We start from the raw sequence: 15,609 nt of genomic DNA, 5'->3' as shown, positions 1-15,609 counted from the left end.
AGCATAAAGCATGTCAGATGAAAAATTTGATGCCATTGTGGTCGGTGCTGGCGTGGCGGGTACGGTTGCAGGCTACGTGATGGCTCAGGCCGGACTGGACGTACTGGTCATCGAGCGCGGAAACAATGCAGGCAGTAAAAATATGACCGGCGGAAGACTCTATGCACATAGTCTTGAGCGCATCATGCCGGGGTTCGCGCAGGAAGCGCCGCTCGAGCGTAAAGTCACCCGCGAAAAAATCTCCTTTCTGACCGAAGAAAGCGCCGTCACTCTCGATTTCCATCGTGAAAAAGCTGACGCACCAACGCAGGATTCGTATACCGTTTTGCGCAACAGACTTGACCCATGGCTAATGGATAAGGCGGAACAAGCTGGCGTGCAGTTCATCCCCGGCGTGCGCGTCGATGCCCTGATCCGCGAAGGTAAAAAGGTTACCGGAGTTCAGGCCGGTGACGATATCCTGGAAGCCAATATTGTCATCCTTGCCGATGGCGTCAACTCTATGCTGGGGCGTTCCCTGGGGATGGTTCCGCCCTCTTCTGCACATCACTATGCCGTTGGCGTAAAAGAGCTGATCGGCTTACCTCCAGCGGTCATTGCAGATCGCTTCAATCTTTCAGGTAATGAAGGCGCGGCCTGGCTGTTTGCAGGCTCACCGTCTGATGGGTTGATGGGAGGCGGATTTTTGTATACCAACCAGGACTCCATCTCTCTGGGTCTGGTGTGTGGTCTGGGGGATATTGCCCATGCCACAAAAAGCATTCCACAAATGCTGGAAGACTTTAAACAACATCCAACTATTCGGCCATTGATTGCCGGTGGAGAACTACTGGAATATTCCGCGCATATGGTGCCGGAAGGCGGTCTGGCAATGGTTCCAAAGTTGGTCGATGACGGTGTGATGATCGTGGGCGATGCCGCCGGTTTCTGTTTGAACCTGGGTTTCACGGTGCGAGGTATGGATTTGGCCATCGCTTCCGCAGAAGCCGCTGCCCAAACAGCTATTGCAGCAAAAGAACGCCAGGATTTCTCTGCCAGTAGCCTGATGGGCTACAAGCGCGCGCTCGAACAGGGCTGTGTGATGCGTGATTTACAGCATTTTCGCAAGATCCCGGCGTTAATGGAAAACCCACGGCTGTTCACTCAGTATCCGCGTATGGTGGCCGACATCATGAGCGATATGTTCACCGTTGACGGACGTCCAAATCAACCGGTTCGCAAGATGATTATGTCCCACGCAAAACAAATCGGGCTGATGAACTTACTGAAAGACGGTATCAAGGGGGCAACTGCACTATGAATCAGGACAATACCGTTAACGTTGACGTCAAACTGGGCGTCAATAAATTCAATGTCAATGAAGGCCACCCGCACATTATCCTGGCCGAACATCCAGACCTTAATGAATTTCGCAAGCTGCTGAAAGCCTGCCCCGCCGGGCTGTATAAGCAGGATGAGAGTGGAAACATTCATTTTGATTCTGCTGGTTGCCTGGAGTGCGGAACGTGTCGAGTACTGTGCGGCGACACAATCCTCGACCAATGGGAATATCCGGTCGGAACATTTGGCGTTGATTTTCGCTACGGCTAATGGATTTTGCCTGTAGTACACCGGATCGGCCACGCCGGCCATCCGGTCAGATGTATGCCGAAATCATCCTGGGAATAACTTCATGAGTATCACACTAACGTTTAACGCCGAACGCCGCGAAGTCTGGCGGCAACAGGGTTTATGGGGAGATGCTTCGCTTGGCGATTACTGGAACCAAACTGCCAGAGCCATGCCAGATAAAATCGCCGTGGTTGATAACCATGGCGCTTCATACACCTATGCTGCACTCGACAGCGCGGCCAGCAGTCTGGCAACCTGGTTTTTAGCCTGCGGTATTCAACCCGGCGATCGCATTGCCTTCCAGTTACCGGGCTGGTGCGAGTTTACGATTATCTACCTGGCCTGCCTGAAAACCGGGGCCGTTTCCGTACCGCTGCTGCCAGCGTGGCGTGAAGCAGAGCTGGTATGGGTGCTAAATAAGTGCAAAGCGAAGATTTTTTTCGCACCGACGCTGTTTAAACAGACCCGACCGGTCGATCTGATCCTCCCCTTACAAAACCAGTTGCCGCATCTGCAACAGATCGTTGCCGTGGATAAACTGGCTCCGGCAACGACCTCGCTGGCGCTCAGTCAACTGCTTTTAGCTCCGCCTTTAACCCAGACGATTAATGTTCACGCCGATGAACTGGCGGCGGTGTTGTTTACCTCCGGTACCGAGGGAATGCCAAAAGGCGTAATGCTGACCCACAACAACATCCTTGCCAGCGAGCGCGCCTACTGTGCCCGCCTCAATCTCACCTGGCAGGATGTGTTTTTGATGCCCGCACCACTGGGACACGCTACCGGTTTTCTGCATGGCGTTACTGCACCGTTTTTAATCGGCGCACGCAGCGTATTGTTAGATATTTTCACCCCAACCGCCTGTCTTGAACTGCTGGAGCAACAACGCTGTACCTGTGTGCTCGGCGCAACGCCCTTCGTCTACGACATGTTGTGTAGCATGGAAAAACGACCACGCGATCTCTCATCGCTACGCTTTTTCTTATGTGGGGGCACAACCATTCCACAAAAGATTGCCCGTGACTGCCAGCAGCTCGGCATAAAATTATTAAGCATTTATGGCTCGACAGAGAGTTCACCGCATGCGCTGGTCAATCTCGATGATTCGCTTTCTCGCATGATGAATACCGACGGATATGCTGCTGCAGGCGTCGAAATTAAAGTGGTCGACGAAGCACGCAATACGTTGCCCGCGGGGGTAGAAGGTGAAGAAGCTTCGCGTGGTCCCAATGTGTTTATGGGCTACCTCGATGAACCCGAACTCACCGCCCGCGCGCTGGATCAAGACGGCTGGTATTACAGTGGCGACTTATGCCGAATGGACGATGCGGGGTACATCAAAATCACCGGACGGAAAAAAGATATCATTGTCCGCGGTGGAGAAAACATCAGCAGCCGCGAAGTTGAGGATATTTTATTGCAGCATCCTCGCATTCACGATGCCTGTGTTGTCGCGATGCCGGACGAACGGTTAGGTGAAAGGTCGTGTGCTTACGTGGTTCTAAAACCTCCGCATCATTCGTTGTCGCTGGAATCAGTGGTGGCATTTTTTAGCCGCAAGCGGGTGGCAAAGTACAAATACCCTGAGCACATTGTGATCGTGGAGAAATTACCGCGCACGGCGTCAGGTAAAGTACAAAAATACCAGCTTCGTCAGGATATTATTCAGCGTTTGAGCGTGGAGAGTATTACAGGATAAAGCGCCGGATGGCGATGCTCACGCATCTTATCCGGCCTACGTTGAATAGGCCGGATAAGGCATGATATTACTTGTTCAGTTCAGCCAGACTCAGCCAGGTTTGTACGACGGTGTCCGGGTTCAGCGACAGGCTGTCGATCCCCTCTTCCATCAGCCAGGCTGCGAAGTCTTCGTGGTCAGAAGGTCCCTGGCCGCAAATACCCACGTATTTACCCTGTTTCTTGGCTGCACGAATCGCCATCGACAGCAGTGCTTTCACCGCGTCGTTACGTTCATCAAACAGTTCAGAAACCACACCAGAGTCACGATCCAGACCCAGCGCCAGCTGCGTCATGTCGTTTGAGCCGATGGAGAAGCCGTCGAAGTATTCGAGGAACTGCTCGGCCAGCAAGGCGTTAGACGGGATCTCACACATCATGATGATCTTCAGTCCGTTCTCGCCGCGTTTCAGCCCCTGGCGTGCCAGCTCTTCCACCACCGCTTTCGCCTGGGCAACGGTACGTACAAACGGTACCATCACTTCAACGTTAGTCAGGCCCATGTCGTTACGGACACGTTTTACCGCGTCGCATTCCAGCGCGAAGCAGTCGCGGAAGCTGTCGGCAACATAACGGCCCGCCCCACGGAAGCCCAGCATCGGGTTCTCTTCATGCGGTTCATAACGCTCACCGCCGACCAGGTTGGCATATTCATTGGACTTAAAGTCCGACATACGCACGATGACGCGTTTTGGATAAAACGCCGCACCCAGCGTTGCGATCCCTTCCGTCAGACGACCGACATAGAATTCACGCGGAGAATCGAAACCTTTCATCATGGCGCGGATTTCATTTTGCAGTTCAGGCGTCTGGTCATCGAACTCCAGCAGCGCACGCGGGTGTACGCCAATCATGCGGTTGATGATAAATTCCAGACGCGCCAGGCCGACGCCTTCGTTTGGCAGACAGGCAAAGTCGAAAGCCCGGTCCGGGTTACCGACGTTCATCATCACCTTCAACGGCAGATCCGGCATGGTCTCCACGCTGGAACTCTTCACGCTAAAGTCGAGCATGTCAGCGTAAACATAACCGGTATCGCCTTCGGCACAGGAGACAGTTACCTTCTCACCATCTTTCATGCGCTCGGTCGCATCGCCACAGCCCACCACGGCCGGGATCCCCAGTTCACGGGCAATGATTGCCGCGTGACAGGTACGACCGCCACGGTTAGTGACAATTGCTGCCGCTTTCTTCATGATCGGTTCCCAGTCCGGGTCGGTCATGTCGGTAACCAGTACGTCGCCTGGTTCGATGCGGTTCATTTCGCTGATGTCATGAATGACTTTGACCGGACCCGCGCCAATGCGGTGGCCGATGGCGCGACCTTCAGCAATAATTTTACCCTGAGCATGCAGCGTATAACGCTCCATCACCTGACCGCGAGAGCGCACGGTTTCTGGACGCGCCTGAACAATGAACAGCTTGCCGGTATGACCGTCTTTCGCCCATTCGATGTCCATTGGACGACCGTAGTGCTTCTCGATCTGCACCGCCTGCTTAGCCAGTTCCTGCACTTCTTCGTTAGTCAGGGAGAAAATGTCGCGTTGTTCCTGCGGGACATCTTCAATGGTCACCTGCTTACCGTGTTCCTGGGTCGGCGCGTAAATCATGCGGATTTTTTTCGATCCCATTGTGCGACGGACGATCGCCGGACGGTTAGCCGCCAGGGTCGGTTTGTGCACGTAGAATTCATCCGGGTTAACGGCGCCCTGCACGACCATTTCGCCCAGGCCCCAGGCGGACGTGATAAAGACAACCTGGTCGAAACCGGATTCGGTATCGATGGAGAACATTACGCCTGAGGACGCGAGGTCAGAACGCACCATCCGCTGAACGCCAGCAGAAAGTGCGACGCCACGGTGGTCATAGCCCTGGTGAACACGATAAGAGATCGCGCGGTCGTTAAACAGCGAGGCAAATACGTGTTTGATGGCAACCAGTACGGCATCAAATCCCTGGACGTTGAGGAAGGTTTCCTGCTGACCGGCAAATGACGCATCTGGCATATCTTCTGCGGTAGCGGAAGAACGCACGGCAAAAGAGGCATTGGCATCGTCCGCTGACAGCTGCGCGTAGGCATCGCGGACGGCATTTTCCAGTTCGGGCTGGAAAGGAGTGTCGATAATCCACTGGCGGATCTGTGCCCCGGCTTTCGCAAGCTCAGTGACATCGTCGATATCCGTTTTATCCAGCAGCTCATAAATGCGCTGGTTTACACCGCTCTGGTCCAGAAACTGGTTAAACGCATCGGCGGTCGTTGCAAAACCATTCGGTACGGAAACACCCATACCTGAAAGGTTAGTAATCATTTCACCCAGGGAGGCATTTTTGCCTCCAACTCTGTCTACATCATTCATGCCGAGTTGGTTATACCAAAGCACCAGCGGTGACGAGCCATTGTTGGACATCGAACAATCCTTATATATGAACGAGGTTAGGAAACTCAATTTTGCGTAATTATCTTGGCATATTTACTCCGGCGAAAAAAACGGTGAATCGTTCAAGCAACTTTATTTTTTATTTTTTCAGATTGTTTCCGCATTTGCGCAAACCCGCGAGCCACACGGGATCACCACAAAAATGACCGGTATAAACATTTGTTCAGAAAAATGAAATGTACTTTTCATTAAATATAAAAATAGCGTTTCATTTTATAAAATAGATGCCGCAATATTCGCTTCTGGCGAATTTTAATTTATGCTTTCAGAGAATTATATCTGCCCCAGGATGAGCAAAATGGATAATGCTGTTGATCGTCACGTATTTTATATTTCTGATGGTACGGCCATCACCGCCGAGGTATTGGGTCACGCGGTGATGTCGCAATTTCCGGTCACGATCAGCAGTATTACGCTGCCGTTTGTGGAAAATGAGAGTCGTGCGCGCGCGGTTAAAGACCAGATTGACGCTATCTACCAACAAACTGGCGTGCGCCCTTTAGTGTTTTACTCCATCGTCCTGCCGGAAATTCGCTCGATCATTCTGCAAAGCGAAGGGTTTTGTCAGGATATCGTGCAGGCGTTGGTTGCCCCACTGCAGCACGAGATGAAACTCGACCCTACGCCTATCGCCCACCGCACGCACGGTCTGAATCCCGGTAACCTCAACAAGTACGACGCGCGCATCGCTGCCATTGACTACACCCTCGCCCACGACGACGGTATTTCGTTGCGCAACCTCGATCAGGCGCAGGTGATCCTGCTCGGCGTTTCCCGTTGCGGCAAAACCCCGACCAGTTTGTATCTGGCCATGCAGTTTGGTATCCGCGCGGCCAACTACCCCTTTATTGCCGATGATATGGATAATCTGGTGCTGCCCACTTCCCTGAAGCCGTTGCAGCATAAGCTGTTCGGTCTGACTATCGACCCTGAGCGCCTGGCGGCCATCCGCGAAGAACGCCGTGAGAACAGCCGTTACGCCTCGCTGCGTCAGTGCCGTATGGAAGTTGCTGAGGTGGAAGCGCTTTATCGGAAAAACCAGATCCCCTGGCTGAACAGTACCAATTATTCGGTAGAAGAGATTGCTACCAAGATCCTCGATATCATGGGACTGAATCGCCGCATGTACTAGAATGCTAGTGCATTGGTTCGATTTTTTGTTATTATGCTCGCCACCAGGCAGGATGAGTGTGATATTGTGATGTACATCACTTCCCGGTAGTCCTGCCGTTGAAGCAACAAATTTCTGAGACAAGTAATGAACAGAACCGATGAACTCCGTACTGCGCGTATTGACAACCTGGTCACTCCAGCAGAGCTTGCGCAACGGCATCCTGTTTCGTCCTCCGTCGCCCGTCATGTTACGGACTCCCGACGTCGGATAGAAAAAATTTTAAATGGTGAAGACCCCCGTTTACTGGTGATCGTAGGTCCCTGCTCGATTCACGATCTTGATGCCGCGATGGAATACGCGACACGGTTACAGGCGCTGCGCACTAAGCACCAGGCGCGTCTGGAAATCGTGATGCGTACCTATTTTGAAAAACCACGCACCGTCGTAGGCTGGAAAGGCCTGATTTCCGACCCGGATTTGAATGGCAGTTATCGTGTGAACCACGGTATTGAACTGGCGCGAAAACTGCTGTTGCAGGTCAACGAACTGGGCGTCCCCACGGCGACTGAATTCCTCGACATGGTGACCGGCCAGTTTATTGCTGATTTAATCAGTTGGGGAGCTATTGGCGCGCGCACCACCGAAAGTCAGATCCATCGTGAAATGGCCTCCGCGCTCTCCTGCCCGGTTGGCTTTAAGAACGGAACGGATGGCAACACGCGCATCGCCGTCGATGCGATTCGCGCCTCCCGCGCCAGTCACATGTTCCTCTCGCCGGATAAAACCGGTCAGATGACCATTTACCAGACCAGCGGTAACCCTTACGGGCATATCATCATGCGTGGCGGTAAAAAGCCGAATTATTATGCTGAAGATATTGCCGCCGCCTGCGATACCCTGCACGAATTTTCTCTGCCTGAGCATCTGGTAGTCGATTTTAGCCACGGCAATTGCCAGAAGCAGCATCGCCGTCAGTTGGACGTTTGTGATGATGTATGCCAGCAAATTCGCAATGGTTCGACGGCGATTGCCGGGATTATGGCGGAGAGTTTCCTGCGTGAAGGTACGCAAAAAATCGTTAGCGGCCAGCCGCTGGTTTACGGTCAGTCCATTACCGACCCGTGCCTGAACTGGGAAGATACTGAACTGTTGGTTGAAAAACTCGCCTCTGCGGTTGATAGCCGTTTTTAATGCTGTTCGCCGGGCAATATCAGCTTGCCCGGCGCTAATCCCTTGTTTTCCCCTTGCTTATTGCGCAAAAAACGTTCTCGTCACAATTATTTCACAAAAACGCTTGCCGCAAATTTGTAGTTTGATGATAATGATTATCATTGTTACATTGATTGTTATTTTTAAACACTATGTCACGTATGGATAACACAACGGCAACGCCCGCAAAAGACAAAACACCGCCTTTCGTCGCGCCAAACGAGCGACGAATTGACAGTAAAACCCTGCTTGGTAACGAAGGACGCGTGATCATAGAACATGATGGTCAGCACTACCTGCTGCGCCAGACACAAGCCGGAAAACTCATTCTGACTAAATAAACAACACATTTCGCCAGCCACCCAGGTCATACCCAGGCAGCCAGCGCTTTTCGATTTCCTAATGGAGAGTTGCTATGCCTTACCTGCACACCGCTTCCCTGCGCCCATCGCTGTTGGCGCTGGCGATTATCAGTAACCTGCCCGCCGTCGCCTGGGCGGCGGTCGAGGATATGACCGTTACCGCCACCGGCAATGCCCGTAGCGCCTTTGAAGCGCCAATGATGGTCAGCGTCATTGACGCCACCGCCCCAGAAAACCAAACCGCCAGCTCGGCTGCCGACCTGTTACGTAAGGTTCCAGGCCTGACCCTTGACGGTACGGGCCGTACCAACGGCCAGGACGTGAATCTGCGCGGCTACGATCGACGCGGCGTTCTGGTACTGGTTGACGGCGTTCGTCAGGGAACCGACACCGGACACCTGAACAGTACCTTCCTCGACCCGGCGCTTATCAAACGCATCGAAGTCGTGCGTGGCCCTTCCGCACTACTGTACGGTAGCGGCGCGCTAGGCGGCGTGATCGCCTATGACACTGCAGATGCCAAAGATCTACTGGAAGTCGGGAAAAACAGTGGTTATCGCGTGTTCGGTACCGCGGCGACCGGCGATCACAGTCTCGGCATGGGCGCCAGCACGTATGGCCGTACCGATACGCTGGACGGACTGCTTGCCTGGTCCAGCCGCGATCGCGGTGATTTACGCCAGAGTGACGGTACTACTGCGCCGAATGACGAAGCAATTAACAATATGCTGGCCAAAGGTAGCTGGAAAATTGACAGCGCCCAGACGCTGGCCGGTTCGCTGCGTTACTACAACAATGACGCCCGGGAACCTAAAAACCCGCAGACCAGCGCGGTGGATGCCAGCAACCCGATGACCAACCGTTCAACGATCCAGCGTGATGCGCAACTGACCTACTCGCTCGCTCCGGCAGACAATGACTGGCTGAACGCTGACGCCCGTATCTACTGGTCCGAAGCGCGCATTAATGCTCAGAACGCAGATAACACTGGCGAATTTCGCAAGCAAACCACCAAAGGCGGGAAGATCGACAACCGCAGCCGCCTGTTTACCGACTCTTTTGCATCTCACCTGTTGACCTACGGCGGTGAATACTATCGTCAGGAACAACAACCGGGAGGAGCAACAACTGGTTTCCCGGAGGCTAAGATCGATTTCAGCTCCGGCTGGCTCCAGGATGAAATCACCCTGCGCGACCTGCCGGTTACGCTGCTGGGCGGTACCCGTTATGACTCTTATCGCGGCAGCAGCGACGGTTATGACGATGTCGATGCCGATAAATGGTCGTCCCGCGCCGGATTAACGGTTGCGCCAACTGACTGGCTGATGCTGTTCGGTTCATACGCTCAGGCTTTCCGTGCCCCGACTATGGGCGAGATGTATAACGATGCGAAACACTTTTCGATTGGTCGTTTTTACACCAACTACTGGGTGCCAAACCCTAACCTGCGCCCGGAAACCAACGAAACACAGGAATACGGATTTGGCCTGCGCTTTGACGATCTTCTGATGGCGAGCGACGCGCTCGAATTTAAAGCCAGCTATTTCGACACCAAAGCGAAAGATTACATCTCCACCAGCGTCGATTTCGCCGCTGCGACAACCATGTCCTATAACGTACCCAACGCCAAAATCTGGGGCTGGGATGTGATGGCGAAATATTCCACCGATCTGTTCAGCCTCGACATGGCCTATAACCGCACACGCGGAAAAGATACTGACACCGGCGAATACATTTCAAGCATTAACCCAGACACCGTCACCAGCAAACTGAATGTGCCGGTTGCGCACAGCGGTTTCTCTGTCGGCTGGATAGGGACATTTGCTGACCGTTCAACGCATATCAGCAGCACCTACGCTAAACAGCCCGGCTATGCGGTAAACGATTTCTACGTCAGCTATCAGGGCCAACAAGCGCTGAAAGGCATGACCACCACGCTGGTACTGGGCAACGCCTTCGACAAAGAGTACTGGTCGCCGCAAGGCATTCCGCAGGATGGTCGTAATGGCAAAATTTTCGTGAGTTATCAGTGGTAATCACTTTTCCCCGGTTCGCCGGGGCCGCAATCTGGAAGGAAGAGACAATGAATCATTACACACGCTGGCTGGAACTGAAGAAAGAAAATCCTGGCAAATACGCACGTGATATTGCGGGGTTGATGAATATTAGCGAAGCCGAACTGACCTTTGCACGCGTCGGTCACGATGCCTGGCGCTTACGTGGCGAAGTGCGTGAAATTCTCAGCGCACTGGAAGCAGTTGGCGAAACCAAATGTATTTGCCGCAATGAATACGCAGTACATGAGCAGGTAGGTGCTTTTACCAATCAGCACCTCAACGGTCATGCTGGGCTGGTTCTCAATCCGCGCGCCCTCGATCTGCGTCTGTTCCTGAGTCAGTGGGCCAGCACCTTTCATATCAGCGAAACAACCGCCCATGGTGAGCGTCAGAGCATTCAGTTCTTCGACCATCAGGGTGATGCGCTGCTGAAGGTCTATACCACGCAAAATACCCTCGTTGAGGAATGGGCAGCGTTGCTGACCCGTTTCATCTTTGCAGAAAACCCGCCGCTGGCACTGCAACCCGCCAACAATTCCGCGCCTGCCGCCGTCACGGTCGATGCGCAGACCGTTGATCAAGAGTGGCGAGCGATGACCGATGTCCACCAGTTCTTCGGTCTGCTGAAACGCCATGAACTCACCCGCCAACAGGCATTTAATCTGGTAGGCGACGATCTGGCCTGTAAGGTTTCTAATAGTGCACTGGCGCAGTTACTCGACACCGCGCGTCAGGATGGCAACGAAATTATGGTTTTTGTGGGTAATCGCGGCTGTGTACAGATTTTTACCGGCGTGATTGAAAAACTGGTACCGATGAAAGGCTGGCTAAACATCTTCAACCCAACCTTTACCCTGCATCTGCTGGAAGAGAGCGTGGCCGAAACGTGGGTGACGCGCAAACCGACCGTCGATGGCCACGTCACCAGTCTGGAACTGTTTGCTGCCGACGGTACGCAAATCGCACAACTGTATGGTCAACGTACGGAAGGCGAGCCGGAACAGACGCAATGGCGCACACAGATTGACGCGCTAACGCCGAAAGGACTGGCCGCATGAAAAAACTGCTGGCCCTGATCGTGCTGCTGCCCTTCGCCGCACTGGCTGCGCCCGAGGAACGAGTTGTTGTCCTCGGTGGCGATGTCACCGAGATCGTATACGCACTGGGAGCACAACCCTCCCTTGTGGCGAGAGACAGCACCAGCCAATGGCCTGCTGCGGCAACCGCGTTACCTGATGTTGGTTATTTGCGCCAGCTCAACGCCGAGGGGATCCTTGCCACACGCCCTACGCTGGTCCTTGCCAGCGCGCAGGCGCAGCCTTCTCTGGTGTTAAAACAGCTCGAGCAGAGCAACGTCAGGGTTGTCACGATCCCAGCAAGCAACGATCTTAACGCGATTGATGAAAAAGTTCGGGTTATCGCCGAGGCTACTCATCGGGAGGCCGACGGCGAAACGCTGCGCGCAACGTTACGTCAGGAACTGGCGACGCTCCCGTCATCTGAACTTAATAAACGTGTGCTGTTTATTCTCAATCATGGCGGGATGACCGCGATGGCGGCGGGCCAGCAAACCGGAGCCGATGCGGCGATTCGTGCCGCAGGTCTACGCAACGCGATGCAGGGCGTTAATCGCTATCAGCCGCTGTCACAAGAAGGCATCATTGCCAGCCAGCCCGATCTGGTAGTGATTTCACAAGAAGGTGTTAAGGCGATGGGTGGCGAGGCAAACCTGTGGGCGCTACCGGGACTTGCGCAAACACCTGCCGGAAGGAATAAACAGGTATTGCAGGTTGACGATATGGCGCTGTTGGGCTTCAGCGTTCGCACGCCACAGGCTATTTTGCAGCTTCGTGCTAAAGCGGAGCAATTGCCCTGATGTCCCGGCGGATCACCTGTTCATTGTGGATGTTGGCATTGATGCTGGTTGTAATGACGGTTCTGGCTACCGGTTTTGGCGCGTTGCGCCTGCCGGTAAGTCTGCTCTGGCGTGATGGCGATGAGGCACTGCGTCAAATCTGGCTCACGATTCGTCTGCCCCGCGTCCTGCTGGCGCTGGTGATTGGCGGCTCTCTGGCGCTCGCGGGCTGCGTGATGCAGGGGTTGTTTCGCAATCCACTTGCAGACCCTGGATTACTGGGAATAAGCAGCGGCGCCGCCTGCGCTGTGGCCCTGTGGGTGGTGCTGCCTGTCTCCTTGCCCGCGCTGCTGATGTTGTATGCTCCAATGCTGGCCGCTTTTTTCGGCGCGCTGGCGGCAACCGTAGTGATTTTTATCCTTAGCCAACAGCGCGACGGTTCACTCTCACGCCTGCTGCTGGTCGGCATTGCCATTAACGCGCTCTGTGGGGCGGCGGTTGGCGTTTTGTCGTGGGTCAGTAATGATGCGCAACTGCGCCAGCTGTCGCTATGGGGAATGGGAAGTCTGGGGGCCGCGCAGTGGTCCACACTGTTGGCTGTCACTTCACTGACAATCCCGACAGTGCTGATCATCTGGCGACTTGCTCCGGCGCTGAATCTTCTGCAACTGGGTGAGGAAGAGGCGCATTATCTCGGCGTTGATGTTCGTACAATCCAGCGTATTTTGCTGCTTTGTAGCGCACTACTGGTTGCCTCAGCCGTGGCGGTAAGCGGCGTGATTGGCTTTATCGGGTTGGTCATCCCACATTTAATACGTATGTGGCTCGGCTCAGACCATCGGGCCGTTATTCCGGGTTCCGTGCTGGCGGGCGCGTTTTTATTGCTGATTGCAGACACACTGGCCCGTACGGCGGTTGCGCCTGCGGAGATGCCGGTCGGTCTGTTGACCAGTCTTCTCGGCGCACCGTGGTTTTTATGGCTTATTTTTCGTCAGCGAGGACCGCATGGCTGAACATTTCATCGCTGAAGGGCTTCACTATCACGTAGCTGGCAGAGCGGTGATCGACGACGTATCACTCGCCCTTACAAAAGGTGAACTGGTGGCGCTCATCGGCCCAAACGGTGCGGGGAAATCCACTCTGCTACGCTTGCTGACCGGTTTTCTGAAACCGGCTACCGGGCGCTGCGTGCTGGCGGGCAAACCGCTGGAGGAGTGGCCTACCCAAATGCTGTCGCGACACCGGGCGGTAATGCGTCAGCAAACGCAACTGGGATTTGACTGGCCGGTAGAGGCCGTCATCGCGATGGGTCGCGCGCCCTGGACCCAACGACCGGAACCTGGGCTTATTGCACAGGTAATGGAGATGACCGGATGTACGCCTCTGGCAGGCCGGCAATACGCCGCGCTTTCCGGCGGCGAGCAACAGCGAGTGCAGTTAGCCCGTGCGCTGGCGCAACTCTGGTACGACGGTGCGCCTCGCGGTTGGTTATTCCTTGATGAACCGACCTCCGCGCTGGATCTTTACCACCAGCAGCATCTGTTGCGCATGCTAAAAACGCTAACCGCTTCGGGTGAGCTGCATGTGTGCATTGTGCTTCACGATCTGAACCTCGCCGCACTGTGGGCAGACAGAATAGTGCTGCTGCACAACGGCAGGCTGGTGTCGCAGGGAACACCGGAAACTGTGTTAAAGGCCGATGATCTGAAGCGCTGGTACGGTGCTCAGGTACACGTTGGCCAGCATCCGGCCAACGCCTCCCCGCAGGTATTTCTGGCCCCTTAGCTTGAACAACTTACTTCCAGCCGTTTGCCCCAGTCAGGTGGACGGCTGGCATAGTCATCATCGCGATCGGCAAACGGGGTACGCAACGCCTGGTGCAACCGATGCAGTTCGGCATAATCCCCCTGCTCTGCCTGACTAATCGCCCGTTGCGCCAGCCAGTTACGTAATACCATCGCCGGATTTACCGCCTTCATCTGTGTTTGTCTGACTGCATCGGCAATATTGTCTTGCTGAAGGCGCGAGCGATACCGCGTGAACCAGTCGTCAAATGCTGCGCGGTCGATAAACTCATCGCGCAACGGAGATTGCGCACTGTGCTGCTCCGTTTCGCTGAGCATGCGAAACGTTCGCGTATAGTCGCTTCTTTCTCGCGCCATCAGGCTAAACAGTTCGCTAAGCAGTTCGTTATCGTCTTTCTGCTCGCTAAAGAAGCCGAGCTTTTGCCGCATCCGCTGACCATAGCGAGTTAACAGCGCCAGCTGGTAACTGTCCAGCGCATCATTTAGCGCCTCGACCGGGATAAACGGCGACAGAGTTTGCGCCAGACGTTGCAGGTTCCACAACGCGGCAGCCGGTTGATTATCGAAGCTGTATCGCCCCTGATTGTCAGAGTGGTTGCAGATATAATCGGGCACGTAATCATCAAGAAAACCGAATGGACCGTAATCCATCGTCAGACCCAGAATCGACATGTTGTCCGTGTTCATAACACCATGCGCAAATCCTACCGCCTGCCAGTCAGCGATTAACGTCGCAGTACGCGTGACAACATCGTTAAACCACAGCTGATACTTATCGGCTTCTTCCTGCCATTGCGGCCAGTAATGGCGAATCGCAAAGTCAGCCAACTCGCGCACTTTTTCCGGCTCTCGGCGATAGTAAAAATGCTCAAAATGGCCAAACCGCATATGGCTTTGCGCCACACGAATGAGCATCGCCCCTGCTTCGACCGTTTCGCGATAAACCGGCGTGTCACTGGTGACAATCGACAATGCCCGCGTGGTCGGTATTCCCAGGTAGTACATCGCTTCACTGGCCAGGCTTTCACGAATGGTCGAGCGCAGCACGGCACGCCCATCACCCATGCGGGAATACGGCGTGAGTCCGGCGCCTTTCAGGTGCCAGTCAAACGTTGAACCATCCGCGAGCTGTTGTTCGCCCAGCAGGATCCCTCGTCCGTCGCCAAGCTGACCAGCCCAGACGCCGAACTGATGCCCACTATAAACCTGGGCTAAAGGCGACATCCCGGGAAGCAACGATTCGCCGCCCCAAACGCCTGCACCAGTCGGAATATCAAATAGCGCCGCAGGAATTGCTAATTGCTCCGCCAGCGCATCGTTATGCCAGATAAGGCGCGCGTTTTTCAGAGGGGTGGGTGAAAGCGCGGTATAGGTTGCTGGTAGTTCATCACGCCAGCGAGTGGTAAAAGACAGGGTCATAG

The 15,609-nt window shown here is 54.4% G+C and carries 13 protein-coding genes; 11 read left to right on the top strand and 2 right to left on the bottom strand.

The window, feature by feature from the left end; all coding sequences use genetic code 11:
• Positions 1-10 precede the first annotated feature (10 nt).
• From OGX90_RS10610 to fadK, 3 genes are all read left to right on the top strand, one after another.
• Complete coding sequence (locus OGX90_RS10610; RefSeq protein WP_286623758.1) at positions 11-1,300, top strand: FAD-dependent oxidoreductase; 1,290 nt, start codon at positions 11-13, stop codon at positions 1,298-1,300.
• On the top strand, positions 1,297-1,590 hold the full coding sequence (locus OGX90_RS10605) for a ferredoxin family protein (protein WP_008784590.1): 294 nt from the start codon (positions 1,297-1,299) through the stop codon (positions 1,588-1,590). Before OGX90_RS10610 ends, OGX90_RS10605 begins: the two co-directional genes overlap by 4 nt.
• Positions 1,591-1,672: 82 nt before the next feature.
• Positions 1,673-3,310: a medium-chain fatty-acid--CoA ligase gene (gene fadK / locus OGX90_RS10600; RefSeq protein WP_079933935.1), complete on the top strand. Its 1,638-nt coding sequence runs from the start codon at positions 1,673-1,675 to the stop codon at positions 3,308-3,310.
• A gap of 67 nt (positions 3,311-3,377) precedes the next feature.
• Here the strand turns inward: fadK and ppsA are convergent, their stop codons facing one another.
• Positions 3,378-5,756: a phosphoenolpyruvate synthase gene (ppsA, locus tag OGX90_RS10595; RefSeq protein ID WP_003832604.1), complete on the bottom strand. Its 2,379-nt coding sequence runs from the start codon at positions 5,754-5,756 to the stop codon at positions 3,378-3,380.
• A 328-nt stretch (positions 5,757-6,084) separates the two neighbouring features.
• On the opposite strand from ppsA, the gene ppsR reads away from it, so the two are divergent.
• The 8 genes from ppsR to OGX90_RS10555 all read left to right on the top strand — a co-directional run bounded on the left by ppsR (position 6,085) and on the right by OGX90_RS10555 (position 14,168).
• A complete protein-coding gene (ppsR, locus tag OGX90_RS10590) occupies positions 6,085-6,918 on the top strand; it encodes a posphoenolpyruvate synthetase regulatory kinase/phosphorylase PpsR (protein ID WP_003832602.1) in 834 nt (277 codons plus the stop codon).
• A gap of 126 nt (positions 6,919-7,044) precedes the next feature.
• Entirely contained in the window at positions 7,045-8,091 is a 1,047-nt protein-coding gene (gene aroH / locus OGX90_RS10585; protein ID WP_003030555.1) for a 3-deoxy-7-phosphoheptulonate synthase AroH, read from the top strand.
• Between the two features lie 170 nt (positions 8,092-8,261).
• Entirely contained in the window at positions 8,262-8,450 is a 189-nt protein-coding gene (gene hemP / locus OGX90_RS10580; protein WP_125363165.1) for a hemin uptake protein HemP, read from the top strand.
• Positions 8,451-8,524: 74 nt separating this feature from the next.
• Positions 8,525-10,507 (top strand): TonB-dependent hemoglobin/transferrin/lactoferrin family receptor, encoded by a 1,983-nt coding sequence (locus OGX90_RS10575; protein WP_286574068.1) that lies wholly within the window; start codon positions 8,525-8,527, stop codon positions 10,505-10,507.
• A 47-nt stretch (positions 10,508-10,554) separates the two neighbouring features.
• Entirely contained in the window at positions 10,555-11,586 is a 1,032-nt protein-coding gene (chuS, locus tag OGX90_RS10570; RefSeq protein ID WP_234692325.1) for a hemin-degrading factor, read from the top strand.
• Positions 11,583-12,404 (top strand): heme/hemin ABC transporter substrate-binding protein, encoded by an 822-nt coding sequence (locus tag OGX90_RS10565; protein ID WP_234692326.1) that lies wholly within the window; start codon positions 11,583-11,585, stop codon positions 12,402-12,404. The genes chuS and OGX90_RS10565 overlap by 4 nt, the downstream gene beginning before the upstream one ends.
• Complete coding sequence (locus OGX90_RS10560; RefSeq protein WP_003832595.1) at positions 12,404-13,396, top strand: FecCD family ABC transporter permease; 993 nt, start codon at positions 12,404-12,406, stop codon at positions 13,394-13,396. Before OGX90_RS10565 ends, OGX90_RS10560 begins: the two co-directional genes overlap by 1 nt.
• Positions 13,389-14,168, top strand: coding sequence for a heme ABC transporter ATP-binding protein (locus OGX90_RS10555; RefSeq protein WP_286623756.1), 780 nt, complete (start codon positions 13,389-13,391; stop codon positions 14,166-14,168). Before OGX90_RS10560 ends, OGX90_RS10555 begins: the two co-directional genes overlap by 8 nt.
• Here OGX90_RS10555 and selO read toward each other — a convergent pair.
• The gene (selO, locus tag OGX90_RS10550) at positions 14,165-15,607 is read right to left on the bottom strand and encodes a protein adenylyltransferase SelO (RefSeq protein ID WP_234692328.1); all 1,443 of its coding nucleotides are present in this window, start codon (positions 15,605-15,607) and stop codon (positions 14,165-14,167) included. The two genes, OGX90_RS10555 and selO, sit on opposite strands and share 4 nt — an antisense overlap.
• Positions 15,608-15,609 lie beyond the last annotated feature (2 nt).

It is taken from the genome of Citrobacter sp. Cpo012, assembly GCF_030333015.1.
In the GTDB taxonomy this organism is placed as follows: domain Bacteria; phylum Pseudomonadota; class Gammaproteobacteria; order Enterobacterales; family Enterobacteriaceae; genus Citrobacter; species Citrobacter portucalensis.
Note: the sequence above shows the minus strand (reverse complement) of the source record. Positions and strands in the feature narration are given on the sequence as shown.

What these genes read in the sequence shown, in the direction of transcription:
- OGX90_RS10610 (WP_286623758.1), top strand. Translation starts at nt 11, where the DNA reads ATGTCAGATGAAAAATTTGATGCCATTGTGGTCGGTGCTGGCGTGGCG.
- OGX90_RS10605 (WP_008784590.1), top strand. Translation starts at nt 1,297, where the DNA reads ATGAATCAGGACAATACCGTTAACGTTGACGTCAAACTGGGCGTCAAT.
- fadK (WP_079933935.1), top strand. Translation starts at nt 1,673, where the DNA reads ATGAGTATCACACTAACGTTTAACGCCGAACGCCGCGAAGTCTGGCGG.
- ppsA (WP_003832604.1), bottom strand. Translation starts at nt 5,756, where the DNA reads ATGTCCAACAATGGCTCGTCACCGCTGGTGCTTTGGTATAACCAACTC.
- ppsR (WP_003832602.1), top strand. Translation starts at nt 6,085, where the DNA reads ATGGATAATGCTGTTGATCGTCACGTATTTTATATTTCTGATGGTACG.
- aroH (WP_003030555.1), top strand. Translation starts at nt 7,045, where the DNA reads ATGAACAGAACCGATGAACTCCGTACTGCGCGTATTGACAACCTGGTC.
- hemP (WP_125363165.1), top strand. Translation starts at nt 8,262, where the DNA reads ATGTCACGTATGGATAACACAACGGCAACGCCCGCAAAAGACAAAACA.
- OGX90_RS10575 (WP_286574068.1), top strand. Translation starts at nt 8,525, where the DNA reads ATGCCTTACCTGCACACCGCTTCCCTGCGCCCATCGCTGTTGGCGCTG.
- chuS (WP_234692325.1), top strand. Translation starts at nt 10,555, where the DNA reads ATGAATCATTACACACGCTGGCTGGAACTGAAGAAAGAAAATCCTGGC.
- OGX90_RS10565 (WP_234692326.1), top strand. Translation starts at nt 11,583, where the DNA reads ATGAAAAAACTGCTGGCCCTGATCGTGCTGCTGCCCTTCGCCGCACTG.
- OGX90_RS10560 (WP_003832595.1), top strand. Translation starts at nt 12,404, where the DNA reads ATGTCCCGGCGGATCACCTGTTCATTGTGGATGTTGGCATTGATGCTG.
- OGX90_RS10555 (WP_286623756.1), top strand. Translation starts at nt 13,389, where the DNA reads ATGGCTGAACATTTCATCGCTGAAGGGCTTCACTATCACGTAGCTGGC.
- selO (WP_234692328.1), bottom strand. Translation starts at nt 15,607, where the DNA reads ATGACCCTGTCTTTTACCACTCGCTGGCGTGATGAACTACCAGCAACC.